We start from the raw sequence: 23,712 nt of genomic DNA on the forward strand, positions 1-23,712 counted from the left end.
AAGTGCAGTGAGCCGGTGTTCATTCTCGTCCGCTCAACAGGGCTTCCAAGGCGGCCGCCGCGTGCCCCTCCCACAGCCCTGCGAGATACCCGGACCCATTAATCAGATACTTGCCTTCAATGTCCACCTGTGTACAGTCCGGCCGCGACCGCCAGCATCTTCTCCTGCCGTTCGGCAGGGACACCGAGGGTGACAAGGTCGACGATCCGGTCCCAGCGTGGGCGCCGCACAGCGGCGCGACCGAGCCATTTACTCGCTGAGCTCTGCAGTTCTGGGATCGACTTCGCGTAAGCCCAGTGCCCATGTCGATGGGAGAACTCGGCCGCGATCCGTTCGTAGAGACCCGTGAGGCAGCCGTCGTCGTCGACTAGCACCACGATGAGAAACAAGATCAGACGACGATCTTCCACGCTCAGCGTCTTTGACGTGAAGTGATCGGTCGTCGCGAGCCCGCTAAGCACAGAGCGGCCTCTGCGCCGCGCTGTTGCCGGGCGCGGTCGGCGCGCCCAGGTCAGGACCTGGTGCACGGCCAACGACATCGAGCTGGTCTACACGCCCACCAACGCCTCCTGGCTGAACTGGATCGAGTGCGAATTCACCGCCGTCCGCTACTTCACCCTCGACGGCAGCGACTACCCCAGTCACACCGCTCAGGAAGCCACCATCGCCAGCTACCTCCGCTGGCGCAACCGCCACTGCCACCCCAAACGCCACTTCGCCGTCAACTCCAAAATCCGCCGCCCGGATTACCTACCCAACGTTGCTTGATACGGCACTAGCCCGACCGCTTTCCAACACAAAAGGAGTCAAGCAACTCGTGCTGGTCGCGGTACAAGGTCGGATCCGGCACCTGCTGCACGGTGGTCATAGCGACCTGTCACTAGCCCTGCGAGCTGCCCACTGTGCCAGCTCCTCCTCCGCCGAACGCAGCCCGTCTTGAGCAAGTTCGTCGAGGTCAACGTCTTCGTCTTGTTCGTGGCGTCCTTGCCAATGAGCAACCGCGCCACATCCGAGCGCCGCGAGCAGCCAAAGCACAGCCAGAAGCCCTGCCCACGTTGCTCCAGTCGAGAGGGCGAGGTAGATCTGGACGATCGCCACGACTGCGTAGGTCACGGCAAAGCCGCGCCAAATGTGCTGGTCGTGCATCCAAAACCACCTCCTAGCACCAGACTGCGGTCGTAAGAAGTCGGCGTTGTGACCAGGCACGTTACGGCACGGAACTGGCTGTCAACGACCTGGTCTCGTCGCTCTGGAACCGAACCGCAGACCACTGGTGCGCGGCCGAAGGGGCTGACGAGCCTTGAAGGACCCATCGGTCAATTTCGCGCTTGTCAAATAGATCGTTGCGACAACCCGCTATGCGATCCGCTCCACACCAATTGTCCGGAGAACATCGGACAGCCAAACCAGACCATAGCCAACTACTTTGGAGTCATCGTCAAGCATTTCGACAAGGCTAGCCCAAGACTCTGAGACCTGACCGACAGTGAGTTCAGTCGGTTGCCCGTATACGTCGTGCAGATCTCCAGGAGGAACCGACCAAAAGTAGTCATGCGTCACCTCGAGAGAACCGCCCGCCTGATCGCCTACATGGCGAAGTAGCAAGTCGAAAACCTTTCGGAGCTCGTCGATGGGCACCTGGAGCGGATCTTCAGGCATCAGCAGTGACCTCCGAGACCGGGAACAGAACCCTTGATTCTAACAATCTGACCATTGAACGCGAGCCTCTTCGGCATGGTCCAGCCGAGGGTTGCTTGAGCATGTGGATGGTGTGCTCGATGTCGAACCGGCGCAGGAACGCCTGCCAGGCCAGGTCCACTGTGGCCTGATCGAGACTGGTGCGGGAATGCCAGAGCCACACGGGTTTCGGGATCGCTCCGGACAGCAGGCGCTCGACCTCCAGCCTGATCACCGTGCCTTCCGAGGATGGGCAGGTTCCCGGTATGGCCGACCCAGGCGATGCGGTGGGTCAGTCGCGGGTGCAGCCGATCCCAGACCCGGATCAACGCAGGGCCGTAGAGCCGGGTCTCGGTGCGGGTGGTGACATCCGGGTCGCCCCAGATGGCTGGGTCTGCGAAGGCGAACTCGCCGCCATGGCGGCGAGGCCTGCCCATGGTGCCGAGCAGGTGTGGAGATGCGGGGCGGCGCAGGACCCGATCGGACCGCATCCTGACCAGCACGGTGACCGGAAGATCGGCCAGCACATGGGTCAGGCGGGGACCGTCGTAGCCGGCGTCGGCGATCAGCAGGATGTCCGGATCGCCGGCCCGCCACTGCCCGGCGGTGATCAGCCGGTCCACCACACCCCGGACCTGGACCGCGGTCACGGTCGCGGCGTCGTCGCCCGGCCGCGCAGCCGGACCGCGTCCAACGGTGCTGTCCACGAACTGCGCCCGGCCTCCAGCGCTCCGCCCGTCCAGCGCTCGGCGGGGACACCGGCGAACTCAGCAGCGCTGGGCCTTCGGCAAAAGCATGGTGTTCGTTCTTCCCTATCAACTTCACGTGTTACTGCTGGTGATGTTGTGGCACGCGAGGTGAGTATTGGGCAAGTTGTGGACGGCGCACTGGGTGTCTGGTGCGCTGGAGGTTCCGGTGGGTTGGCAACCGGTTCCTCGACGAATGGAGTGATCTTGTCGAGCGCGAGGAGGCGTACGGGCTGGAGCCGGGTGATCCGTTCATGGTGGACCCGGACTACCGGGTGGATGCGCGGCTGACGCGGCTTTCGGCCGGTCGTCGTTCGCGCATTTGGCGAAGGTGACGAAGCGCTCGTATACCACCGACTACTTGGGTGTTCTTCAGCTTCCTGTGGCAGCGCGGAAAGAACTGGGACGCGGCGACCGCCGATGATCTGCTGGACTTCGAGGACTGGCGGCGGCGGTCGCCGCGCAACGTGGCCCGGATCGGCGGGGCGAAGTGGAACCGGGAACTCGCCGCGCTGCGCCGGGTTGTACAAGTGGGCCGCCCGGCAGGGACACGTCACCACCAGCCCGGTGACCGTCAAAACGGTCCGCAGCCAGCACGGCGACATGGTCGAAGTTGCGAGGGAAGTCCGATCGTCCAACGTGAAGTGGTTGACCCCGTGAACGTTCCGGCCGTGGCGTGATGTCGGGTTGCGCGGGTACACGGGTGTAGGAACCCCATCGTCGGGAGGCCTCGACGCCTGCCCACCCACCGACGCCGTCACGCCGCTACACCTCAGATCGGGTGAGCCTCGCGCCCAGATTCGGGTGCGGGGTCACGATGTCCCGTGTAGGCGCGAAGACGACGACCTACCAGACGAGTCCATCTAGATGGTTATGGCCGGAAAGCAGGACAGCGATGCGACCCTGCGCCGCTTCGCGTATGTCAGGCAGGGGGTGATGTGCGTGAAGCGCGAGCTCTCTCTGCATGTCATAGAAGAGCAACCGCTCCCGCAGATGCTCGCGCTCGAACAGCTCCGGATACGCGCCGTGCAGCCATCCGGGGACCTCTGCGAGTGTGGTCTCGTCGAGCCCTCGTCCCTCGGGTACAGGTGGGTACTCTCGCGCCTTCGCGCACCAGCGCAGGATGGTATCGAGCTCGACATCCGCTGGCTGAGCCAACGCCTCCGCGAAGTCGATAAGACCGGAGACGCGTCCTTGGTCGACGATCACGTTGGATCCATGTAAATCACCATGGACGAGGACGGGTTCGTCGGCGGCGAACAACGCCAGCCGCTCCTGGATCCAATCGGCGACGTCCGCGAGCAGGCGTGAGTCATGACCGGGCAGTCGCCGGGCGCCCTCGACCTGCTGGAGCGCCGCGCTCACCACGGGTGGATGGAACTCAGCCCGCGGCTCGCCGGCGAGCGCGTCGCCAAGCCAGGGCGGCAGCAGGCCCGCCGGGACAGCAACCCGGTGCAGGGCACGCAACGCAACGCCGAGGCTCTCGATCATTGCTTGGCGCGTGGCCAAGTCCGCCGCCGGCCACGCTTCGTGCATGGTTCGGCCGGGCAGGCGTTCGGAGATGTACCACGGCCCGTCCGGGCCGTCGCCGTGGGCGAGGTGCCGGGCGCGTAGGACCTCGCTGCCGGCGAGCAGGCTGACGACTGTCGCCTCGTGGCGAAACGCGTCGCGGAACTGTCCGTTGCTCAGTCGTACGACGTATTCGTCGCCGACCCACACGCGGCTAACCCAGCCGGCCTTGGGAAGAAAGCACCCGGTTGCCGGCAGACCAGCGGCCACCAGCGTCCTCAGCAGCGCCGGATCGACAGCCGTCTCGTCGACGAACGGTGTTGATTGGTCGCACACGTACCAAGTTTCGCACCCGCTACACCCACAGATCGGATGAGCCCCAAAGCCCGGCTTCACTCCACTCGCGACCGTCGCCTCCGCAACACCACCAGACTTGACAGGGAAGTCGAAGGACAAGGAAAGCCCGTGGTCGAACCACATTAGGTAACCCTCGATGCGGGCTCCTTCAGGGGATGTCCATGCGAATCCGGTCCTGGTGCAAGCCTGCTGAAACCACGACGCCAGACGAGACTGAACCGTCGGGTAAACTCGACCACCTGACCACAGCACAAGCCGCCGTCGCCGTCATCCAAGCCATCTCAGCGCTCAACGTCGCCCACGACGACCCGGACCTTCCCGCCGAGATCTTTCCGTGACCACCGGCAGTCCGTCGTGGGCACAGATGAGTTGCGACGCCCGGTCCGAGCCTTGCGCTGTCGCGTAAATCTCACCGTGCGAGCGTCCTTGTGCAGTTGCCGGACCGGTTGACCGCTCCGCTGCGCCATTTCCTATCGGGAAGGTGCAAGCTATAGGTCGAATCGGCAGGCGGGCTGCCGCTGAACGTCTCGACCTGGCCGTCGCCAAACGCGTCGAGCCCTGCGAACATCCCACCAGGGTCAGCGGGCCAAGCCAGCCAGCACAGCCGATCCGGTCTCGCGAGTAGTGAGATAGGGCCGCACGTCGTGAGCTCTGGTTCCGTTGTGAATGGCGACGTCGGCTACGTTCTGTCCGAAGACCGGAGCTAGCTTCTGCGGATTTTGCCACCACATCACCCATGTCGGCGATGTTCGTCCAGTGCTGCACCCGCCCGGGCCAGGCACCAAATTCCGTGGCTGGAGCGGGAGCGAGTCGATGGAAGATCAGGTTTGGGAGGCCCAGAGGTGAGCCGAGGGTGATCAACGTCGTCACCGGGTACGCCTGCGCCGCGAACAACGTCTCGTAGGCGACTACCGATCCAAGTGAGTGAGCGACGATCACAGAGGTTCGGTCAGTGATCGCGTCGAGGAGTCGTAGCCGTACCTGATGCCGGATTGCCTGATCGGTGAAGTACCTTCGCACCTGTTTCAAGCTTCCAATCATCACCCTGTCCGGTGACGACGTCCGAGATCGAACTCGTCGATCGCTTCGAGTACCACACGGCGGACACCGGCAGGCCGCTGTTTGTGATGACCATCCACATATCCGCCCTAGGGTTGGGGCAGCGTTGCGGCGAGCCAGCAGCCGCGCGGCTGCTGATCGTCGACGAAACGCAGTGGACCGCTAGCGTCGCGGCCTCGCGAAACGCGATGCGTGCCTGGTGCGTCATACAGAGAGTAAGGCTGTATAACCGAGGATGATGCACAGCGGAGAAGCAGTTGGGTGACCAGGGCAGTGAAGCCGACCTCACCGGAGCCAAGTCGGCGACAGTGATGCGCGTTTCGAAATTCTCGGGGCAGCTTGATGACCTTACCTTTGAAGTTGACCCTATGCACCGGTTCGCCGAAGCTCTACGGAACTGCGGCATCAGCGTTCGCGAGGTCTACGAACCCAACATGACCGTGCTCAGTGGCTGTCTCGACGATGCCACTCGCGGCAAAGCCGAGATCGTCCACGTTCTGTCCCACGGTGTATGGGACCAAGGCTCGAACCGGCTCCGCGTCGCCGCGCGAGGTGCGGAAGGGACCGCGAGCCTTGGCAACTGGGTCGATCTGCGGTCCTGGCTCGCGGACGTCGTGCTGGTCGAAGGGCCCCCGCTACTGGTCCTCCTGGACGTGTGTTCCGGAGGTAGCCCGACAACTCATGGATGGCTGGACGGCGAGAAACGTACGGTCTGGCTGCTCGGAGCCGCAGAACCGGGCTTCAACGCTTACAAGGCGCGCTTTACCGTCGCCTTGACGGCGGTCCTGAGGCGAGTCGCGGCCGGCGATGATCTCGGCACCGACTTCTCATGGAAGTATCTTTCCCTGGATCTCTTCAGCAGAGCGGTGTGGGACGAACTGGTCCGCATCTGCGAGGAAGACGACGCGCTACCACAGAGGCTAGCCACCAGCCGGCACCAACTGGGCAGATCGGCCACGGCAGCCTTCTTCAAGAACCCGGGTTTCACCAGCGATCCGATCCTTCGGCTGCGCCGACAGATGGATCAGGTGCTGGTAACTACGATTTCCGCCGTCGATCCAGTGCTGGGCGCCACGCACTATCGCTCGCGGGCGGCTGGCACTAGGCCCGACCGGCCGATGTCGAGATGCCTCTTCACCGGTCGTGAGCGAGAGCTGGAGAAGCTCTCCAACTGGTTCGACAAACCAGCTGGAGACCATGGGCTGCGGATCGTCACCGGCGGCCCAGGAACGGGTAAGTCGGCTCTCCTCGGGGTCCTGGCCTGCCTTACGCACCCGGACCTGCGCCCTTTCGCTGAAGCCATTGAGCAGGGAATCCCCGCGCGGCTCAAACCCCGACGCCGAAAGCACGGGCACATCGCCGCCGTCCACGCACGCAACCGGACATCGTCTGAGCTACTACGATCCATCACCTCTCAACTCGTCGGGATCCTCCCCAGGGCCATGGACGACATCGAAGACATCACCGAGGCGCAGCAGAATACTTACATCGAGCGATTGACCGAGGAGCTCCGCGCAGCGGGAACCCAGCCGATCATCATTCTGGACGCGCTCGATGAGGCCGCTGACCCTGTAGGTCTCTTGCTTTCGCTGATCCAGCCGATCGCCACCGCGCGCATGATCGACGGCTCCCCGGTATGCCGCCTGCTGATCGGGACTCGGAAGCAACGCAGGCTGGTCTCTCTGTTCGATCTGCCAGAAACTGGCGAAGACGGCCTCATTGACCTCGACGACATACCCAACGACCGAGTCTCAGGAGAAGTCTACGACTACGTCGCCGAACTGATCAGGCAAGTGGATGGTCAGCATCCCAGCTGGGATGCTGAGGAGACGAACGCCTCGACGATTCGAGTCCTTACCGAACAGGTCGCGGAAGCGGTATCCGGTGAGCAAGCAGCCGCCTACGACATCGGACCGTTCCTACTGGCACAGTTGTACCTACACCAGGTGATGAAACAACCGGCTCCGCGGACGACCGAGGATGCGGAGTTTCTCGGGCGTCTGGCGCCTCGCTCGGTTACTGAAGCCTTGCGGTGGCAACAGTCCGCCAAAGACTCTTCGCCCTGGCTCCGTCCCTTGCTCGCTGGCTTCGCGCACGCCAAGGGTACGGGAATCCCAGCGCGGCTGGCGCGGCTCATCGCCCAAGAGCTCGCTCCGGGGCTTGCGCGGCCGAGCTCCTCCGAGATCGACCAAGCCATGGAGATGGCACGATTCTACCTCCGCAGCGAAGTCGACGATGACGGAAGCACGATTTACGGACTGTTTCACCAGGCGCTCCAGGACCACCTTTGGGAACATCCGTACGGTGACGGGGTACCCTGGGTCGACTACGCTGTGTCAACAGGGAGCAGGTCCGCCGCTGAACGTGTGTTCGCGACTCTGCTTACCGAGTTCCGATCGGAAACACAGCTACTGGACGGTGATGACAAGAAGACGTCTCCCTATCTCTATCGCCATCTGGGTGAGCACGCGATCGATGCCGGCCGGTTCGACGTCCTGGCCACCAGCCCCGACTACCTGTCCCGAGCAGAACCGGAAAACCTGCTGCGAGACTTCCGGATGACCACGGCAGTTTCAGTATCCCGAGAGGCCGCAACGGTCTATCTTAATTCCGAGAAATTTCATCGCAAGGCTGTTCCGTCGCAGCGCTTGAAGCGTTTAATAGTGGACGCTGTCGGTTTGCGCGCGTACAACCTGTACGAATTCCTGGTCACTGACGGACCCGGAATGGGGTCGCCGCGCTGGGCCACTTCGGAGGCCTCACCCTACCTAGCGGATGTCATTCCTTCCGGGGTTACGGGGGTAGTCGGCATCGACTGCGCGCTGCTCGAAGGGCGGCCCATCGCGATTGTGGCGAGCCGGAACGGTTCGATCCGGCTCTGGGACCTGGCAGCCGGTACGCAGCTCACCCAGTTCCTGGGGAAGGCAGGCAACGATCTAACGAGTTCTGTGCTGTGTATAGAGGTCGACGGCCGGAGTGTTTTTGTCAGCGCCAGGAAGGGCGGATCCAGCTGGGATATCCGCGGTGGCGACGAGCTGTTGATCGGCGATGCCGCTAGGCGCGACGAGGTAGGAAGATTCATCGCCTTCTCTTCGGTGGAGGTCGACGGTCAACCGTTCCTGGTGACGAGCAGTACTAACGGCGCGCTCCAGGTGTGGGACTTGGCAGAAGGAGCAGAGAAGGCCGCTGAAATCTTCGGACGACATCAGGCGATGTGCGCCGTAACGGGCGGCGACTCGGTCATCGTCACAGGCGGAGCGGACGGAGTTCTGAGATCCTGGCTTGTCTCTCCGGATTTCGAGCTCGAACAGCAGATGATCACAGAGTTTGGGCAGATCGACTCGATCACCTACGCGACGGTTGACGGTCGACCGCTAGCGATAGTCGGTGCAACCGGTGGTTCGGTAGCCCTGTGGGATCTGTTCAGCGGCGACGTGCTCAAGCGCAATTCGTTCCATACGCGCGGGGCATCGGTTCTTGTCGAATGCATTTCCTTCGAAGATTCCGTGGTCGCGGTGATCGCCGGACGAGACGGCTCGTTGTGGGCCTGGAGCCTGGTCGACGACAAGACCTACAGGATTGGCCGCGCGAGCTCCGTCGACGCGATCACTTGCGCGCTGGTCAAGGGGCGCCCGACGGTGATCAGCTGCGGCAACGACGGGAACATGTATCTATGGGACCTGTCGGTAAGCATGGACACACAGGAACCGTCCGTTGGCCACAGCGCTGAGGTGTGGCAGACAGCCTGCGTCGCCATGGATGAACGCGAGCTGCTGATCACCGGCGGGTACGACAACGTGGTCAATGTCTTCGACCTCGAATCAGGGCTCCAGTTCGCGAGCTCGACAATCGCGAACGTCGTACCTCCAGTAGGTCTGACCTGCCTGCGGGTCGACGACACCGAAGTGACGGTCACGTGCTCCGGACGTTCGGTCATCGAGGTTTGGGACCTCCGGACGGGCATCGAGCTTGACCAATCACCCTTCGAAACAACGGCGCCTGTGGACGCCGTCACCAGCGCCGACATCGGGGGAGCGCCGATCGTAATCACGGGTGATCGTGCAGGAAGGATCCAGGCCTGGGATCTGAGGACCGGCACGAGACGAGGCGGTCCGGTCGACGGGCATACCGGACCCATCACCGCCGTCCGGTTCGCCCATCTGGAAAAGCAGCCGGTCGTGATCACCGGCGGATACGACTCCGCGGTACGGATCTGGGACCCAAGCACCTTTGAACAGCGAGGTGAAGCCCTCCAGGTTTCGGGCGGCGTGATCATTCAGCTGGCGGCCGGCGGACCGGCTGATGCACCGGTCTTGGCAACCTGTGGACGGGAGGGAACGTTAGATGTATGGAATCTGGCGACTCGAGCTCCTGTTGACGTCCAAACGTTGGACTGTAGCCGATACGCCCGGTCAGTCGAGTGTGCGAACCTCGACGGCCGCCCGGTGGTGATCGTCGGCAGTCACTACGGGTCGTTGAGCCTGCTGGACATCGAAACCGGTGAGTGCACGACCTTTGCCGAACTCCGCTCTCCGGTCTTCTCGATCACCTGCACACACGATGCCATCGCCGTAAGCTTCGGCACGGACGTCGCGGTCCTGAACTACCCGGGGATTCGCGTTTCAGGATGATGCCTCAACAGCCGGCGAGGTGCTGGTGGACGATGTCCCGAAGCCGTTCACTGGCGAGGTAAGAAGCAACGGCGTGCGTGAAAAGTGGTCCGGCGGGAATCGTCATATCAGCGTCGACCTCGTGGAAATGACCGGCAAGCCCGGCAGGGATAGCGACCAAATCCGCCGGGTCGGCGATGTTCACCCAGCGCCGTACCCCCGGGGGACGGCGTCCCATTCCTCCGATCGGAGTGGGCTGGAGCAACGGATGAATGCGATCAGGCAAAGCGAGCGGCGACCCTACCGTCACAAGGAGCTCGACGCGGAGAGTCGGGTAGGCCCAAAGCGTCTCGTAGGCCACCACCGAGCCAAGTGAATGGGCGATCACGATCCGCGGCCGGTGACTGCTCATCGCTGTGGCAACCTCGGTTCGGACAGCTTGGCGCCGGAACGGGTTGTACGGGTCGAAGTAGCGTACGACCTCCCCAAGGAAGGTGCCCAGGAACTGATCGACAACTCTGCTCTCCACGCCGAAACGTCGTACCCACCATGACGCCAGCTGCCGGATCGGGGCAAGAGCTCGCCCCTGGGCCGCCTCATCCCCCCAACCGAGCTTGCGCATCCAGCCAGCCAGCAGCTCTGCAGGAGCGCCGCCGAGCGTCCGGTCAAGCAGGTCCAAGTCATCACCACCTTGATGATCGAGCCTCAGGTGGTGGGCGTAGTAGGCAGCGGCGACGGATGCCATACCGAGCGATTCGCTCCACTTGCGTCCCAAGCTGATCGCACTATCCGTTGGGGCGCTTCGCTGCCAATTGCCGACTCCGTGTACTCCCAGCACGTCGACGCTCATCCAGTGGCTCCTCTGTTCGATTGGATCGGCAAGCTACCGGACCTGACCCCGCCCCCGGCCCGTGGCCCACTCTGGGGATAGTGACTCGGCGACGACCCTGGCGAGGAGGCTCTTGCCCACCCCTGCCGGACCGGTCACGACCCGCGCCACACCTTCGGCGGGATCGCGTCGGACACACCACGCCACCAGGCGGTCCCGCTCAACACCGCGAGCCCACAACGGAGTCGGGCTCACCGACGCAGTCAGCCACAGCGCGACCGCACCGGCCCCCGGTGCCGCACCCTCCGCCAGCTCACCGCCAGGCGGGACGGGCGGGCTCGCGCGCAGAGGCTCCAGCAACTGATCCCTGGCCTCCCGCCGGTCACCTCGATCCGTCAGCGCCTGCCACCACGACAGCCCCGCCTGGGCCACCACCAGCGTTACCAAGCCCGGGGTCAACGCCCAGGAAAACTCGGAGGTCGCCAAGTTGGTCATCACGCCGACACCTGCCGCGGTCACCACCGAAACCAGCGAATGCCACCACCGCACTGCCCATAACCGGCCCATATGTAGTAGTCGCGAAAAGCCACGCTCATGTGACCACAGAGAACGACCGCCGCGCTCCCAGCACGCCACGGCTACCACTGGCAGTCCGACTCTCACACCAATTTTCTGGAGCAGATCTGGAGCACGCCGTCAGTTACAACAGCGCCCAACGACACCGGACCGCATCGATCAGAGCGCAACTGCGCCAGCCGACCTGCGGGTTCTCGATAACCGCAGGTCAGCGCCTTGCTTGAACCTGACTGGCAGTGAGGGGGTCAGGATTGCCGTTCTCGCAGGCCAGAAAGCTGTCACCTAAGCGACTCAGAGATTCCCGCGAGACGACACGCACTGCCGAAGCCGACTACCCACAGTCGCAGGCGAAGGCTTCTGAAGAATCTCCTGCAACGACGACAATCCAGAGCTGACCACTTCGAGAGCAGGTACCGACAAGCAACGCACGCGTCCACTAACGCAGAGCCGATCCAACAGGCAACAAGACTGCGTGCCCGGCCGAGGGTGGCAAGAACAGCGCAGCACTACCCGCAGGCAGGACGAACCGGCGAGGATTCCCTCTGCCCACAGCTAGAACCCGGCGGCATTGAGGTGCCGACCGGCAGAGCTGCCACCTTCGACGGCGACACGCAACGACCGTACAGCCGATTCCGCAGTCGCTTGCCCAGCTGTGGAAGCAAAGAACTCCGAACCTGCTGAAAGTCCCACCACAGCGGTCGTGACGAACAAGCAGAAACGCTGCCACGCCACCACCCGGCTCCGCAGAGCACTCCTCCACCTATGAGCACACCGGAGCAAACGGAGACATAACGGAGCCCAGTCGCGATCAACGCCGAGGCGAAATTGCCGCCGAAGGACCAACATTTCTGCAGGTCAGAGGCGATGTTGATGTTGTGGGCCGGGTCGGGCTCGAACCGACGGCCAAGGGATTATGAGTCCGCTGGCCATCGTTGGGTGACGTGCCCTACGTCGGCTCGCCGGCGGTTCCGGCAATCCGTTGCCACAGTATGGCGACGAGGCGGCACAGGGCGATGGCGGCGCCGGGGCCGAAGATCACCAACCAAAGTCCGATGATGCCAGGTTCCTCGTGGCTGACCGCGGCCAAACTCAACCCTGTCACCACTGCGGCCGATACGAGCAAATGGGCCGACAGCGCGATGAGCCTGGCTCGTTGCGTTGGGTATGACCGACCGGCGAGGTAGATGGACATGATGAACGCGGGAATGTAGACGAGCCCTGCTCCGGTCATGTTAACTCCTTCGCTCCGCCTATCAGCAGGCTAACCGGATCAGGGCTCGACATGTCAGCCGTCTCCGGCTGTGTGAAAGATCTGAGTCGCGACCAGCTGACGGGCAACGCACACGATGAACGGCCGATCCCGCGATGAGACCGCCCGTCCGCTACCTCTTGCCCAAGGCATCGCTTAGAGGGAGACCACCGTCCATCCAGACCGGGCGCCATGATCCGGGCCAGCTCACGTGCCAGGATATCCTGTCTCGAGGCGCCGCCTCCTCCGCGTAGTCGGGAATTGTCGGTGCCGACTGCCATGATCTCTGCGCCCGAGATCCGCTTGGGCTGGGTGGGTAACCCGGCTGGGCGGCGTCGCTTCCACACAACGCCGCCCAGCACCCACGCCATCGGGCCAGTAGCAGGTAGCGCCCCTTCGCCGAGCCATGGTCTCTTAGATGGCCGGCTGGGTCGCCAGTCTCGAAGGGCCATAAACCCGGTGCTCACCGCCCAATCGTGCCAGGATTCTCCAGGTGGCTCCGCGTTCCCTCCCCCTCGGCGTGGAGCCACCCTTTTCCTCGCAGTTGCTGCGCGCTCCCGACATCGCCTGTCATCATTCACACGAATTTCCCTGGGGCAAAACTGGGGCACGAGAGGGTCCCGAACGGTCTTAAACTGCATCCAGCAGCGCTGAACCACAGCGCTTTTCCTGCGATTTCTCCGTTCCCGCAGGTAGAAACCCCCTGCGCACCTCACTGACAGTGAGAGGTCACGAATGCTGTTCTCGCAGGTCAGGACGTCACCATTGAGGCGACCCAGGAGATTCACGAGCGAGTAAGCCTCATCCCGGACATGGTGCCATCGATCACCAAGACGTTGCGCATGTTCGCAACAGCGAACCTCCGCAAGCGTGCGCACTTTACGTGGATCTGCAGGGCTGGCCGATACAGACGCCATGGCGTTTTGTCGACGCCAAATCACTCACTAGGGCAGCCAGCTCGTGTTTCTCTGGGGCGTTGCGCTTCCCTGCTTGAACTCGAACCAAGAAGCCACCCCGGACAATTCCTCCGGTCTCACCTCTCCAGCATTCCCGATTGCAAATACCTAGGGCGGCCCTGTCTCCAAACGGTCGATTTTGCGGAGTTAGGGGGTACGAACCCGTTGCGCACCCGCCAGTTAGGGCGCGCTTGACCAGAGCCCATCACCCGAGCGTAGATCTAGGTGGACGTTGTTCGCATTGATCGGGTCAGGGCCGCCGAAGGATAGAGATGTCACGACGAGAAGAACCGCTTCTCCTGCCACATGGTGCGGCGTGAGCACGCAACCCCCGCCCGGGCGGCGGGATCCTGTGGGGCCAGGACGTGCGAGTCGCCCCAGCAAGAGCCTCTCGGCGCCGCGAGCAGGCGGCGACTACAACACCGAACGCGCCTGGACCTTTGTCACCGAAGTGCGTCAGATCGTAGATGGCGATGGCGCCTGGCTGAGGCAGCAGTTAGCGAGTGTGGCCCAGGAGCTCGCAATGTGGGCCCACCACGGGCAAGGCAGTGATTCATCCGACCCCGATGACAAAGCGAGGATTTCATGAACTCAGAAAAGGAGCGCCCCCAGAAAAGCACCATGAAGACACCGACTAACGCGCCCGGTCTCAGCGACCTAGCCCGCTCTCCCTTCGGGCTACCACTCGCGTTACACGCCAAAGACGTTCGAGTCGCGTGGGCCGGCCGGACATCCACGGAAGAGCACCAGGATCCCCGCCAATCACTCTTGCGCCAGCTCGACCGTTCGAAGTCCGCACTGCCCGAGTCATGGGTCGTGGCATGTCACTTCTACGACGTGGAGTCCGGGCGCATGGAGCTCGAGCAGCGTGGCCAGCGCACAGGCTATGAACGTTTCGACATACCTATCGCCCGAGACGGCGGCATAGCGGACCTGCTCGCCGAGGCCAAACGACCCGACCGCCGGTTCGATGTGGTGATCTGCGAGTCCATGTCCCGGATCGCACGAAAGATGTATGAAAACCTGTCCGTCGAGCGTGAACTCGACCGCGCCGAGGTCCCCGTCTTCGCGTCCAACGAGCCGATCCTGCTGACAGGCGGCCGAGCACAGCAGATCCTGCAACGCCGGATCAACCAGTCGGTCGCTGAGTACGAAGTCCTCAACATGCTGGAGCTGTCCTGGGGCGGAACCTGCACCCATGTTCGCGAGGGCTACAACATCGGCAAACCGCCCTACGGCTACCGCGCGAAGATTCTGCGCCATCCCAACCCCGCGAAAGCCGAGAAAGGGATCACGAAAACACGCCTTGAACCAGACGGAGAACGAGCGAAAACCGTGGCCCTGATCGCCAAGTGGCGATACCACGAAGCGCTGGGATTCGACACCATCGCCGAGCGCCTGAACCAAGACCTCGACGAGCACCCACCCCCACAGCCACCCGGTGGAAGCCGGGCGCGCGGCGCGTGGTCGAAGTCCAGCGTCGCCGACATCCTGAAGAACCCGAAATACACCGGATACCAGGTCTACAACCGGCGAGCCCGCCGCAGCCGCGGCGCGCGGAACCGGCAGAACCCTCCAGAAATGTGGGTCTGGTCAAGCGAACCCGTGCACGAACCCCTGATCCCTAAGTGGATGTTCGACGAAATGACCGCCACCAGAACCCAACGTCAAGGATCACGCGACGGCGCCGGTCTGAAGCAGGATCCCCGTGCTAAACGCACTTACCTGCTGCGAAGCCGCGTCACCTGTGATTGCGGCCGTCGCATGATGGGCACGCCCCGCAAATCCGGCGTCTACTACCGCTGCCACCCGGCAGGCAACAACCGCGGACGACCGGATAAACACGAGAGCCACCCGCCCACTGTCTACATCCGCGAAGACCTCATCCTCGACCAAGTAGAAGCCTTCTTCAACGAGCGCCTGTTCGGCACACAACGACACGCACTCTTGCTCGCGGACCAAGACGACAGCCACACCGCCAAAAAGCAGGACACCGAGCAGCGACGGCTAGCACTGCAGAACAAGATCGCGGACGCCGCCCGCAAACAAGACAACCTGCTACGCCAAGCCGAAAACGCAGACCCCGACGATCCCTTCAGTCAAGGCCTCAGACAGCGCTACAACGACGTCTTCACCGAGCGCAAGACACTCCTCGACGAATTAAGCCGAATCACCGGCGACGCCGACGACCCGCGCCGAACGAACCCAGACCAAGCGAACCTGCTAGACGCACTGCCCTACCTGAAGGCCAACCTGCGCCACGCCCCAGCAGACCTACTGCACCGCCTGCTAGACCTGACCCAGCTCACGATCAAAGTCCATTACCAGAACGACCAAGCAACCATCAGAGCCACGTTACCCGGGGACCTGGACGCGATAACCGCCATCGGCGACGCCGCGTCACAACAACAATGCCCAGGCCAGACCCAATGTGCATCCTGCTTGTGCCCCCGGCGCGGTTCCAACAGCAACCCCACGAAACAAAATCAGCCCGTGGGCTGCGGATCTCTGCTACGACCGTGATCGAGCGGCACCGCCGCAAGGCCCGGTGACGGCCTTGAGCAACCCGGACGGAGCAAGTGCGCCCGCAGGGCAACGCGACCTCGCACTGTTCATACAGTGCGCGTGCACTGCCCTCGTGGCCATCGGTGCCGCCTATGCCTCCTACCGCCACGGACGCGAGTTCGCATTACAGTTCGGCGCCGACCCCGCCACCGCCGCCATCTGGCCACTCATTGTCGACGGTCTCCTCATGATCGCCACCGTCGAACTCTGGAAACCCTCCGACCACGAACACGCTCGAGGCCGCTGGACCGCATGGCTCGCCTTCGCCTTCGGCATCTCGCTGTCCCTCTGCGCGAACATCGCCTCTGCTCCGGTATCGAGTGCTTTCGGAGTAGCCGTTGCGGCCTGCCCACCCCTTGCACTGCTGCTCGCCGTCGAACTCCTCAACCGCGCACTCAAACGCCACCGCACCAGCACGCCCGAGACATCCACCAACACCTCGCTCGAGCAGGAGTCCGCTCCTTCACTCGCAACTCCCCTTCCGGAGGCTCTATCTGCTTCCACATCTGAACTGACCGCCGAACAACGGATGTGGAACTTTTACATATCGGAACAGCAGCGTGGGCGGACCCCGTCCGGCGCCGACCTCGATCGTCTCGCCGGAACCCACAACTACGGTCGCCGCATCCTCCGAAAATGGCGGACGAAAGGCACAGAGCACTTGCTGGAATCAGGTGACAAGCACGAGCCTGTACGGCGCGAAGCTGCTCATCCGGCATGAAGACTTTCCGACAGATAGCTCCTGGAAGTCCGCGACGACTGCGACGCGGTGCTGGCAGTTGTCGCGACGATCATCCGCGCGACAGCGACCAACGTGCGGACATGCCGCTGAACGGTGGCGTCCTGGGTCTTGCCGCAACAGATGGTGCTGATGGTGACGGTCTCGGCGCGCAACATCGAGACCCTCAAGGAGCTGCCGACCGAGCACCTCCTCGTTGGCAACCGCGCGATGGGGCTACGGCTGGTCAAACGGCACCGCGGCGCGCGCGGTTGTTTCAACACCGCAACCTGTGAGCTCGGGTACGCCCATCGTCGCCTGCACACCCCGGGCAGGCTGTACGCGCTGCTGCACCGTCCGATGGACCGTGGCCGCGGCTTCACCGGCAGCGGCACAGTCCGGTCAGTCTGGGGCAGCAACATCAGACGTCGACTCATCCATGCACGGCTCGAGCACAACACTTGTTGGACCCGGATGGGGATACCGATTCAATCACCGGCTGGAGTCAGCAACTCCTCGATCTCGGCGATTACCTGAGTGTTGTCCTGGTAGTGGATCCCGCGGATGCCGACCGCACAGGCAGCGGCGATATTGGGCTCTAAATCGTCGAGGAAGATCATTTCCTCGGGGCGGACCTCGAGTCGCGCGCAGCTGAGCTCGTAGATCCGTGGATCTGGCTTGCTCATGCCGACCTCGTGCGAGTAGACGATGTCATCCACGAGGTCCTCGAACCCGTATGCGGCCTGCTCCCGTTCCCGGGCGCCGACGAAGCTGTTGCTCAGGATGCCGGTCCGATAGCGCGGGCGCAGCCCCCGGCAATACTTGATCAACTCAGAGTTGCCGGTGCCCAGATACTGCCCCCAGAAATCCGCCATCATCGCATCGGCCTTGTCCCTGGCAACGCTAAATCGATCGCCGATCGCCTGACGCACCTCGTCCTCGGTGACCCCGCCAATGGCCCCGGCCGCCCAGACATCCGCCAGTCGTCGACCGACCTCACCCTCTACGAGACCGAGCCTGGCCTCCCACCGCCTGCCGACTCCAAGGTCGGGCGCGATCTCCAGTACGTCGCCGATATCGAACACCACCGCACGAATCGCCATGATCGCACCCTATCGGCCGCAGACCCCAAACACGGAGGACAACAGTCTACGAATACCTCACCAAGAACCGTGACGCCGCAGAAACTGGAGGCCATATGCCACCGGCAGCGCGGCCGTCCACTTTGGACTGTCTGATTCCGCGCCTTGACCGGGCGGTCGAGTGCTGAAGACTGACACGGCCACCCGCTGGTCCGGTCCTGCTGATGAATGGATGGACCTGGCCTTGAGGGGCCATAATGGTGAAGTGGATGGATCTGATGCGCCGAAGGTCGAGTGGGTGGTCAACCTTCCGAGCGGGCCGCCGGAGAAGGAGGCCCTCGCACGCCTCGTCGACGCTGACGGCGGCCGGGACGACGCCGAGAACTCCTACTACGAAGCCTTCGCGGACCCCGGATTCATCCGGGTCGAGGCGGCGCAGCGCCGGTTCCGCGGCCAGTACCTCCGACGTCTACGACGCCTGGCGCGGCAGGGTGACTGCGCGAGCGCGTTCAGCGATTGATGCCCGACGCTAGTCGCTCTGCGCTGGGTGAAGGATCGGGTCGATCCCGACGAGCGTGGCGGTCAACCGGTCGACGCCCCGCAGGGGACGTGTCGACCGGGCCACTGCGCGGCTCGGCCGCGCGGCGCCGCACAAGCGGCTGCTGCCAGCGAGCGCAGAGCAGCAGCCGCCGACCGATCCTGATCGCTCAGTCTCGGAGCTCGGTCCAGGGTGTCAGTACAGGCGAGATCGGCGGCCGGCCCTCCCCCGTTCACTTGAGCAGCAGTTGCGCGGCCATGGTCGTGCCGTCGGTCCGGATCGTGCCCGCCACGGCCCGCGCCCGTTCGCCGGTCTCGGCGGCCAGGGCCTGCTCAAGCGCGGCGGCCAGGGATTCGGTGGTCGGCACCGGACCGTCGTGGGCCACACCGATTCCCAGCTCCGCCACCCGGCCCGCCCAGTACGGCTGGTCCGTCGCCTGCGGGACGACCACCTGCGGCGCACCGGATCGGGTGGCCGTCAAGGTGGTACCGGCCCCGCCGTGGTGGACCACGGCGGCGGCACGCGAGAACAACGCGAACTGGTTGACCTCGCCGACAACGAAGCAGTCGTTCCGTTCATCGATCAGGGCGAGATCCGCCCAGCCGCGGCCCAGGACTATGCGGCGGCCCTGCGCGCGCACCGCTTCGATGGACACCTGGGCGACATCGGCCGCGGCGTGCATCGGCATGCTGCCGAAGCCCACGTAGACCGGCGGTGGGCCGTCGTCCAGGAACGCCGTCAGGCCGGCGGGCAACGAGCGCTCGTCCGGCATGATCCACGCGCCGGTCTGGACGACGTCGAAATACGACGGCTCCCGCCAGGGGTCCAAAACGGGATCCGTCGCCAGCCACGGCAGGTCACCGATGACGTAGTCACGGACGCCGTCCACTGGTGGCAGGCCGTTGGCCACCCGGCTCGTGTTCAGCGCGGCCCCGAACAACTCCTCGATGGCCCGCGCGTCCAAGTCCCACAACTCCCGGTCGCCGGTCGGTCCCGGCGGGAACGGTTTGCCCGGGTACGCCAACGGTTCGTGGTGCGGCGAAAGCAGAGTGAGCTGCTGGAAGGTCACCGACACCGCCTTGATGCCCAGCTTCTCCGCGACCGACAGCGCGCCCGCCGCGGCGGGGAGCATTCCGGTCACCACCATCACGTCGCAGCCTTCGGCGGCCTTGGTGACCGCCTCGAACTGGTCGGCGATCAGGGCGGCCGCGTACTCCGACATGGACGACGTCGGAGGCGCCGCTGCCGTCAGCGCACTCGCCGACGGACCGACCGGAACCATCGGTATCCCGATTCCGGCCAGAAGACCCGCGAAGTCGGGCGGCGCGCATACCCGAACCTCGGCGCCGAGTTCCCGCACCCGCGTCGCGAGGCCCATGATCGGTTCGACATCCCCGCGCGATCCATACGTCGACAACAGCACACGCACGTTAGTACTCCCATTTCCGCAGATTCCAGCTTCGACCGGTGATTCTGCGGCAGCACCGGGGGCTTGCCACAAGCCCCCGGACACGCTATAAGTTGACTATGGAAGGAGTGAGTGCGTCCTTCTTCCGTCCTCATTCCAACTCAAGGCCGAGCCTCGGCCACCGCGATTGACCGAGTTCAACCTGAACATCGCGGAAGTATGCCCGTCATCTCACGGACGCCCACCACAGTGAGGCAGCCACGGAGCTGCACAGCGCACGATGCGGTGATTCTGACGCTGCCGGACCGACTTGCAGATAACAGGACGACGTTGGGAGTTGTCAGTACGGGACGGCGATGCCGGTGGCGCTGGTGGTCTCGTAGACCACGCCGTTTTGGTGGCATATTGGACAGTGCGCAACACGGCGCCATTGGGGATCCAGGGCGTCTCGAAGTGAACGTCGATGAGCGCGCCATCGTTCTCCGAGTCGTAATCGCCCGCGAGGGAGCCGCCCGGGCCGGGAGAAGAATGGAAATCCTCAATGGACGCCGGGCGGTGTATTCCACTTTCACCTCAGGCGACGACAAACAATCCGGATGCCGCTTAAACTCGAATTCAAGCCCTACACCAAGGTAACCGACGAAGATAACCAGTGGATCGAAGTGATCCACTTCGACGTAGAGCTGGACTCAGCGGCCCCGCCCGACCGGTTGTGCTCGGTGGCCGAAGCCATGGCCCGAGCGGAGGCCAGCAGGATTCCGTTCGAATGAGCAGGCCGTCGTTTGCGAGGACCCGTGGATCGCCGGCGTGTTTCCGCCGGCTGCGGCTCAAGCCCGCCGAGGCGGCAACCTGGCCGCCAGACACGACGGCGTGTGAGGTGGTCCGTCGGTCCGGAGGCTGGGGGCAACGCCAGGTTGCTTTCCTTGTGCTGTCGCGTTTCTAGGCGGTCGAACTTTGCACCTGAAGTGGATCGCGAGGCGCGGTCGGCTTCGCGTCGAGCATCCGCTGCCCGAGCTCCTGGAGCCTCTTGCGTCCCATCGCCTCACGTACGTCGGGGAACCACTCCTCTTCTTCCTCCTCGACGTGGTGCCGCACATTCTCGATGAGTACGGTGACCTTCGCGTCGAACCGCTCGTCCTCGGGATCCATTTCCTTCAGCTCGCTCAGCATCCACACCACCACGTGGTGCTCTTCCACGCTTTCGAGCACGTGATCCTTGGTATCCGGCGCCGCCTCCCGGGCGGCCGGGTAGAAGATCTCCTCCTCGATGTAGGCGTGCACCGTGAGTTCCTCGATGATCGAGTCGACGATCTTCCGTTTGGCGACGTTCGCGTTCGGACCCGCTTTTTCGAACTCCTTGAAGAGTCTTTCGACGGTTTTGTGGTCATCTTTCAGCAGGACGATGGCATCGGTCGACATGGTGTTCTCCTTGGTCCGGCGGGAATCGAATGGGTCAGGCCGCGGGCTGGAGCAGGATCTTCTGGGCACCGTCGAGCTTCTTCTGGAAGATCTCGTACGCCCGGGGTGCGTCGGAGAGCGGAAGCTTGTGGGTGGCGAACCCTTCGACGCCGAGCGGGTCGTCGTCGGCGGTGAGGACCGGCATGATGTCGTCGATCCATCGACGGACGTTGGCCTGCCCCATCCGCAGCTGGATCTGCTTGTCGAACAGATCCATCATCGGGATCGGGTCGACCATCCCGCCGTACACTCCGGACAGCGAGATCGTGCCGCCGCGGCGGACGCTGTCGATCGCGGCGTACAGCACACTGAGCCGGTCGATGCCCGCCTTCTCCGTGATCTTGGCGCCCAGCTGCTGCGGTAACAACCCGACCAGGTTCTGCGCCAGCCTGCCGACCGGCGCACCGTGTGCCTCCATGCCCACCGCGTCGATCACCGAGTCGGCCCCGCGGCCGCCGGTGAGCTGCCGGATGGCGTCGCCGATGTCCTTGTGGTCCCGGGTGTCGAGCGCGGTGACACCATGTTCCCGGGCACGCGCCAGCCGCTCGGGTACCAGGTCGACACCGATGACCTCGGCCGCACCGTGGTGGCGGGCGATCCGGCAAACCATCTGCCCGATCGGGCCCAGGCCGAACACCACGACAGTGCCGTCGTCCGGGATGTTCGCATAATCGACGGCCTGCCAAGCCGTAGGGACGACATCGGACAGATAGACGAACTGCTCGTCCGGCGGACCGTCCGGAACCTTGATCGGCCCGTACTGCGCCTGCGGGACCCGCAGGTATTCGGCCTGCCCACCGGGCACCTGCCCATAGAGCTTGGTGTAGCCCAGCAACGCCGCGCCCTTGCCCTGATCGGTCACCTGGGTGGTCTCGCACTGCGATTGCAGGCCACGAGTGCACATGTAGCAGTGGCCGCAGGAAATATTGAACGGTATGACCACCCGGTCACCCGGCTTGAGCCCGCTCACCCCGGACCCGACTTCTTCGACCACACCCATCGGCTCGTGGCCCAAGATGTCCCCCTCGGTCATGAAAGCACCGAGCACCTCGTACAGGTGCAGGTCGGAACCGCAAATACCGGTGGAGGTGATCCGCACGATCGCGTCGGTGGGAACCTCGATCTTCGGGTCCGGCACCGTGTCGACGCGCACGTCACGCTTGCCGTGCCAGGTGACTGCCTTCATGGTGCTCCTTCTTTCCGCGTGCGGTCCGTGAACGCCTACGGTTTCCCATCCCTGCCGACAGCAAACCCCACAGGACGATCATGGTTCGTTTCGATCGCGAGCCGCCGGGTATCCAGCGGGCGAACAGCAAAGTGACCCGCCCCAGGAGGCCCTTGATGAGCACGATCACCAAGTCCGTCGACGTCGAGGCTCCGGTCAGCGACGTCTACAACCAGTGGACTCAGTTCGCCGAGTTCCCGCGGTTCATGGAAGGCGTGGAGCGAGTCGAGCAGCGCGACAACACGCACACGCACTGGACCATCACCGTCGCCGGCGTCTCGAAGGAGTTCGACGCCACCATCACCGAGCAGCACCCGGACGGACGGGTCGCGTGGAAGTCCGACGGGGGCCCGAACCACGCAGGTGTCGTCACCGTGCACCGCATCGACCAGCACAACACCCGGGTCACCGTCCAGATGGACATCGATCCCGAGGGCTTCGTCGAAAACGTCGCCGACAAGCTCGGCATCCTCGACCGCCGCGTCCAGGCCGACCTCGACCGATTCAAGACCTTTCTCGAGAACCGCGACGGCGCCGAGACGGGCGCCTGGCGCGGCGACGTACCTCGTCCCGGGCAGTCCTGACCCCTTAGGACCACCTCACCCAAAGCAGGGTCGTTGCCCGACGACAGGGTGAGGTCGGCGGCCGGTTCTCCCGGCCCAGGCCGTTTGCACAGATGTGGCCGGTTCCGTGTCCAGGAACCGGCCACATCGCTGCCACGCCCGACGGTCAGCCGCCCGAGGGCGCGTTGCTGAGATCGACGACGCAGAAGCGGTTGCCGTCCGGATCGGCAAGAACAACGAAGTCCGGCTTGGGCGGGTAGCTGTCCCAGCCGACGTCTTGGGCACCGAGTTCCTTGAGACGCGCGACTGCGGTCTCTTGCTCGGCGGCGGTGTCGACGAGAAGATCTAGGTGAATCCGCGGGTACGGCTCGATCGGCGACCTACTGGACATCAGGCCCAGCACGCGCCCGGAACCATCGGCGTGGACCAGCGTTCGCCAGTCGTCCCTGGCCCATTCGTCACTGGCCACGAGGTTCAACGCGGCGGTCCAGAACTCCACCGCTCGCGGGAGATCCGACACACCGATCACGGGAAAGCCGAGCCTGAGCATGCCGACAGGGTAATCCCGATCCGGGTGCCAAATCGCG

Annotated in this window: 21 protein-coding genes; 9 read left to right on the forward strand and 12 right to left on the reverse strand. The window is 64.0% G+C overall.

Going from position 1 to position 23,712, the window contains the following annotated elements; translation table 11 throughout:
* Window positions 1-116: 116 nt before the first annotated feature.
* The 3 genes from ACLJRM_RS16550 to ACLJRM_RS16560 form a co-directional block, all read right to left on the reverse strand.
* Window positions 117-377, reverse strand: a complete 261-nt coding sequence (locus ACLJRM_RS16550) for a hypothetical protein (protein WP_410663474.1) — start codon at window positions 375-377, stop codon at window positions 117-119.
* A gap of 487 nt (window positions 378-864) precedes the next feature.
* A complete protein-coding gene (locus tag ACLJRM_RS16555) occupies window positions 865-1,146 on the reverse strand; it encodes a hypothetical protein (RefSeq protein ID WP_410663475.1) in 282 nt (93 codons plus the stop codon).
* Between the two features lie 512 nt (window positions 1,147-1,658).
* A complete protein-coding gene (locus ACLJRM_RS16560; protein WP_410663476.1) occupies window positions 1,659-2,384 on the reverse strand; it encodes a transposase in 726 nt (241 codons plus the stop codon).
* 404 nt (window positions 2,385-2,788) lie between these two features.
* Here ACLJRM_RS16560 and ACLJRM_RS16565 point away from each other — a divergent pair, with 404 nt between their 5' ends.
* Window positions 2,789-3,103 (forward strand): hypothetical protein, encoded by a 315-nt coding sequence (locus tag ACLJRM_RS16565; protein ID WP_410663477.1) that lies wholly within the window; start codon window positions 2,789-2,791, stop codon window positions 3,101-3,103.
* 166 nt (window positions 3,104-3,269) lie between these two features.
* On the opposite strand, the gene ACLJRM_RS16570 is transcribed toward ACLJRM_RS16565, so the two are convergent.
* Window positions 3,270-4,268: a phosphotransferase family protein gene (locus ACLJRM_RS16570; protein WP_410663478.1), complete on the reverse strand. Its 999-nt coding sequence runs from the start codon at window positions 4,266-4,268 to the stop codon at window positions 3,270-3,272.
* Window positions 4,269-4,450: 182 nt separating this feature from the next.
* On the opposite strand from ACLJRM_RS16570, the gene ACLJRM_RS16575 reads away from it, so the two are divergent.
* Together ACLJRM_RS16575 and ACLJRM_RS16580 are read left to right on the forward strand one after the other, a co-directional pair.
* Complete coding sequence (locus ACLJRM_RS16575) at window positions 4,451-4,627, forward strand: hypothetical protein (RefSeq protein ID WP_410663479.1); 177 nt, start codon at window positions 4,451-4,453, stop codon at window positions 4,625-4,627.
* A gap of 978 nt (window positions 4,628-5,605) precedes the next feature.
* Complete coding sequence (locus ACLJRM_RS16580; RefSeq protein WP_410663480.1) at window positions 5,606-9,979, forward strand: AAA family ATPase; 4,374 nt, start codon at window positions 5,606-5,608, stop codon at window positions 9,977-9,979.
* A gap of 4 nt (window positions 9,980-9,983) precedes the next feature.
* Here ACLJRM_RS16580 and ACLJRM_RS16585 read toward each other — a convergent pair whose 3' ends face one another.
* From ACLJRM_RS16585 to ACLJRM_RS16595, 3 genes are all read right to left on the reverse strand, one after another.
* On the reverse strand, window positions 9,984-10,808 hold the full coding sequence (locus ACLJRM_RS16585; RefSeq protein WP_410663481.1) for a serine peptidase: 825 nt from the start codon (window positions 10,806-10,808) through the stop codon (window positions 9,984-9,986).
* Between the two features lie 33 nt (window positions 10,809-10,841).
* A complete protein-coding gene (locus ACLJRM_RS16590; protein ID WP_410663482.1) occupies window positions 10,842-11,282 on the reverse strand; it encodes a hypothetical protein in 441 nt (146 codons plus the stop codon).
* A gap of 1,027 nt (window positions 11,283-12,309) precedes the next feature.
* Window positions 12,310-12,594, reverse strand: a complete 285-nt coding sequence (locus ACLJRM_RS16595) for a hypothetical protein (protein WP_378344878.1) — start codon at window positions 12,592-12,594, stop codon at window positions 12,310-12,312.
* A 1,826-nt stretch (window positions 12,595-14,420) separates the two neighbouring features.
* On the opposite strand from ACLJRM_RS16595, the gene ACLJRM_RS16600 reads away from it, so the two are divergent.
* The 3 genes from ACLJRM_RS16600 (at window position 14,421) to ACLJRM_RS16610 (ending at window position 17,388) form a co-directional block, all read left to right on the forward strand.
* Window positions 14,421-16,091: a recombinase family protein gene (locus ACLJRM_RS16600; protein WP_410663483.1), complete on the forward strand. Its 1,671-nt coding sequence runs from the start codon at window positions 14,421-14,423 to the stop codon at window positions 16,089-16,091.
* A 115-nt stretch (window positions 16,092-16,206) separates the two neighbouring features.
* Window positions 16,207-16,854, forward strand: coding sequence for a DUF2637 domain-containing protein (locus ACLJRM_RS16605; protein WP_410663484.1), 648 nt, complete (start codon window positions 16,207-16,209; stop codon window positions 16,852-16,854).
* A 141-nt stretch (window positions 16,855-16,995) separates the two neighbouring features.
* The gene (locus tag ACLJRM_RS16610; RefSeq protein WP_410663485.1) at window positions 16,996-17,388 is read left to right on the forward strand and encodes a hypothetical protein; all 393 of its coding nucleotides are present in this window, start codon (window positions 16,996-16,998) and stop codon (window positions 17,386-17,388) included.
* Here ACLJRM_RS16610 and ACLJRM_RS16615 read toward each other — a convergent pair.
* Window positions 17,340-17,954 carry an HAD family hydrolase gene (locus ACLJRM_RS16615; protein ID WP_101606236.1) on the reverse strand — a complete coding sequence of 205 codons (615 nt, stop codon included), beginning with the start codon at window positions 17,952-17,954 and terminating at the stop codon, window positions 17,340-17,342. The two genes, ACLJRM_RS16610 and ACLJRM_RS16615, sit on opposite strands and share 49 nt — an antisense overlap.
* A 244-nt stretch (window positions 17,955-18,198) precedes the next feature.
* On the opposite strand from ACLJRM_RS16615, the gene ACLJRM_RS16620 reads away from it, so the two are divergent.
* On the forward strand, window positions 18,199-18,453 hold the full coding sequence (locus tag ACLJRM_RS16620; protein ID WP_146044446.1) for a hypothetical protein: 255 nt from the start codon (window positions 18,199-18,201) through the stop codon (window positions 18,451-18,453).
* A 250-nt stretch (window positions 18,454-18,703) separates the two neighbouring features.
* On the opposite strand, the gene ACLJRM_RS16625 is transcribed toward ACLJRM_RS16620, so the two are convergent.
* Entirely contained in the window at window positions 18,704-19,900 is a 1,197-nt protein-coding gene (locus ACLJRM_RS16625) for a glycosyltransferase (protein WP_410663486.1), read from the reverse strand.
* A gap of 575 nt (window positions 19,901-20,475) precedes the next feature.
* Here ACLJRM_RS16625 and ACLJRM_RS16630 point away from each other — a divergent pair.
* On the forward strand, window positions 20,476-20,649 hold the full coding sequence (locus ACLJRM_RS16630; RefSeq protein WP_410663487.1) for a hypothetical protein: 174 nt from the start codon (window positions 20,476-20,478) through the stop codon (window positions 20,647-20,649).
* A 169-nt stretch (window positions 20,650-20,818) separates the two neighbouring features.
* Here ACLJRM_RS16630 and ACLJRM_RS16635 read toward each other — a convergent pair whose 3' ends face one another.
* A complete protein-coding gene (locus tag ACLJRM_RS16635; protein ID WP_410663488.1) occupies window positions 20,819-21,298 on the reverse strand; it encodes a hemerythrin domain-containing protein in 480 nt (159 codons plus the stop codon).
* 34 nt (window positions 21,299-21,332) lie between these two features.
* Window positions 21,333-22,523 (reverse strand): zinc-dependent alcohol dehydrogenase, encoded by a 1,191-nt coding sequence (locus ACLJRM_RS16640; RefSeq protein ID WP_410663489.1) that lies wholly within the window; start codon window positions 22,521-22,523, stop codon window positions 21,333-21,335.
* A gap of 155 nt (window positions 22,524-22,678) precedes the next feature.
* Between ACLJRM_RS16640 and ACLJRM_RS16645 the strand changes: the two genes are divergently transcribed.
* On the forward strand, window positions 22,679-23,146 hold the full coding sequence (locus ACLJRM_RS16645) for an SRPBCC family protein (protein ID WP_410663490.1): 468 nt from the start codon (window positions 22,679-22,681) through the stop codon (window positions 23,144-23,146).
* A gap of 145 nt (window positions 23,147-23,291) precedes the next feature.
* Here the strand turns inward: ACLJRM_RS16645 and ACLJRM_RS16650 are convergent, their stop codons facing one another.
* On the reverse strand, window positions 23,292-23,675 hold the full coding sequence (locus tag ACLJRM_RS16650; protein WP_410663491.1) for a VOC family protein: 384 nt from the start codon (window positions 23,673-23,675) through the stop codon (window positions 23,292-23,294).
* Window positions 23,676-23,712 lie beyond the last annotated feature (37 nt).

This window comes from Amycolatopsis sp. lyj-84 (genome assembly GCF_046549075.1).
In the GTDB taxonomy this organism is placed as follows: domain Bacteria; phylum Actinomycetota; class Actinomycetes; order Mycobacteriales; family Pseudonocardiaceae; genus Amycolatopsis.

What these genes read in the sequence shown, in the direction of transcription:
- ACLJRM_RS16555 (WP_410663475.1), bottom strand. Translation starts at nt 1,146, where the DNA reads ATGCACGACCAGCACATTTGGCGCGGCTTTGCCGTGACCTACGCAGTC.
- ACLJRM_RS16575 (WP_410663479.1), top strand. Translation starts at nt 4,451, where the DNA reads ATGCGAATCCGGTCCTGGTGCAAGCCTGCTGAAACCACGACGCCAGAC.
- ACLJRM_RS16585 (WP_410663481.1), bottom strand. Translation starts at nt 10,808, where the DNA reads ATGAGCGTCGACGTGCTGGGAGTACACGGAGTCGGCAATTGGCAGCGA.
- ACLJRM_RS16590 (WP_410663482.1), bottom strand. Translation starts at nt 11,282, where the DNA reads ATGACCAACTTGGCGACCTCCGAGTTTTCCTGGGCGTTGACCCCGGGC.
- ACLJRM_RS16595 (WP_378344878.1), bottom strand. Translation starts at nt 12,594, where the DNA reads ATGACCGGAGCAGGGCTCGTCTACATTCCCGCGTTCATCATGTCCATC.
- ACLJRM_RS16600 (WP_410663483.1), top strand. Translation starts at nt 14,421, where the DNA reads ATGGAGCTCGAGCAGCGTGGCCAGCGCACAGGCTATGAACGTTTCGAC.
- ACLJRM_RS16610 (WP_410663485.1), top strand. Translation starts at nt 16,996, where the DNA reads ATGGTGCTGATGGTGACGGTCTCGGCGCGCAACATCGAGACCCTCAAG.
- ACLJRM_RS16615 (WP_101606236.1), bottom strand. Translation starts at nt 17,954, where the DNA reads ATGGCGATTCGTGCGGTGGTGTTCGATATCGGCGACGTACTGGAGATC.
- ACLJRM_RS16630 (WP_410663487.1), top strand. Translation starts at nt 20,476, where the DNA reads ATGCCGCTTAAACTCGAATTCAAGCCCTACACCAAGGTAACCGACGAA.
- ACLJRM_RS16635 (WP_410663488.1), bottom strand. Translation starts at nt 21,298, where the DNA reads ATGTCGACCGATGCCATCGTCCTGCTGAAAGATGACCACAAAACCGTC.
- ACLJRM_RS16640 (WP_410663489.1), bottom strand. Translation starts at nt 22,523, where the DNA reads ATGAAGGCAGTCACCTGGCACGGCAAGCGTGACGTGCGCGTCGACACG.
- ACLJRM_RS16645 (WP_410663490.1), top strand. Translation starts at nt 22,679, where the DNA reads ATGAGCACGATCACCAAGTCCGTCGACGTCGAGGCTCCGGTCAGCGAC.
- ACLJRM_RS16650 (WP_410663491.1), bottom strand. Translation starts at nt 23,675, where the DNA reads ATGCTCAGGCTCGGCTTTCCCGTGATCGGTGTGTCGGATCTCCCGCGA.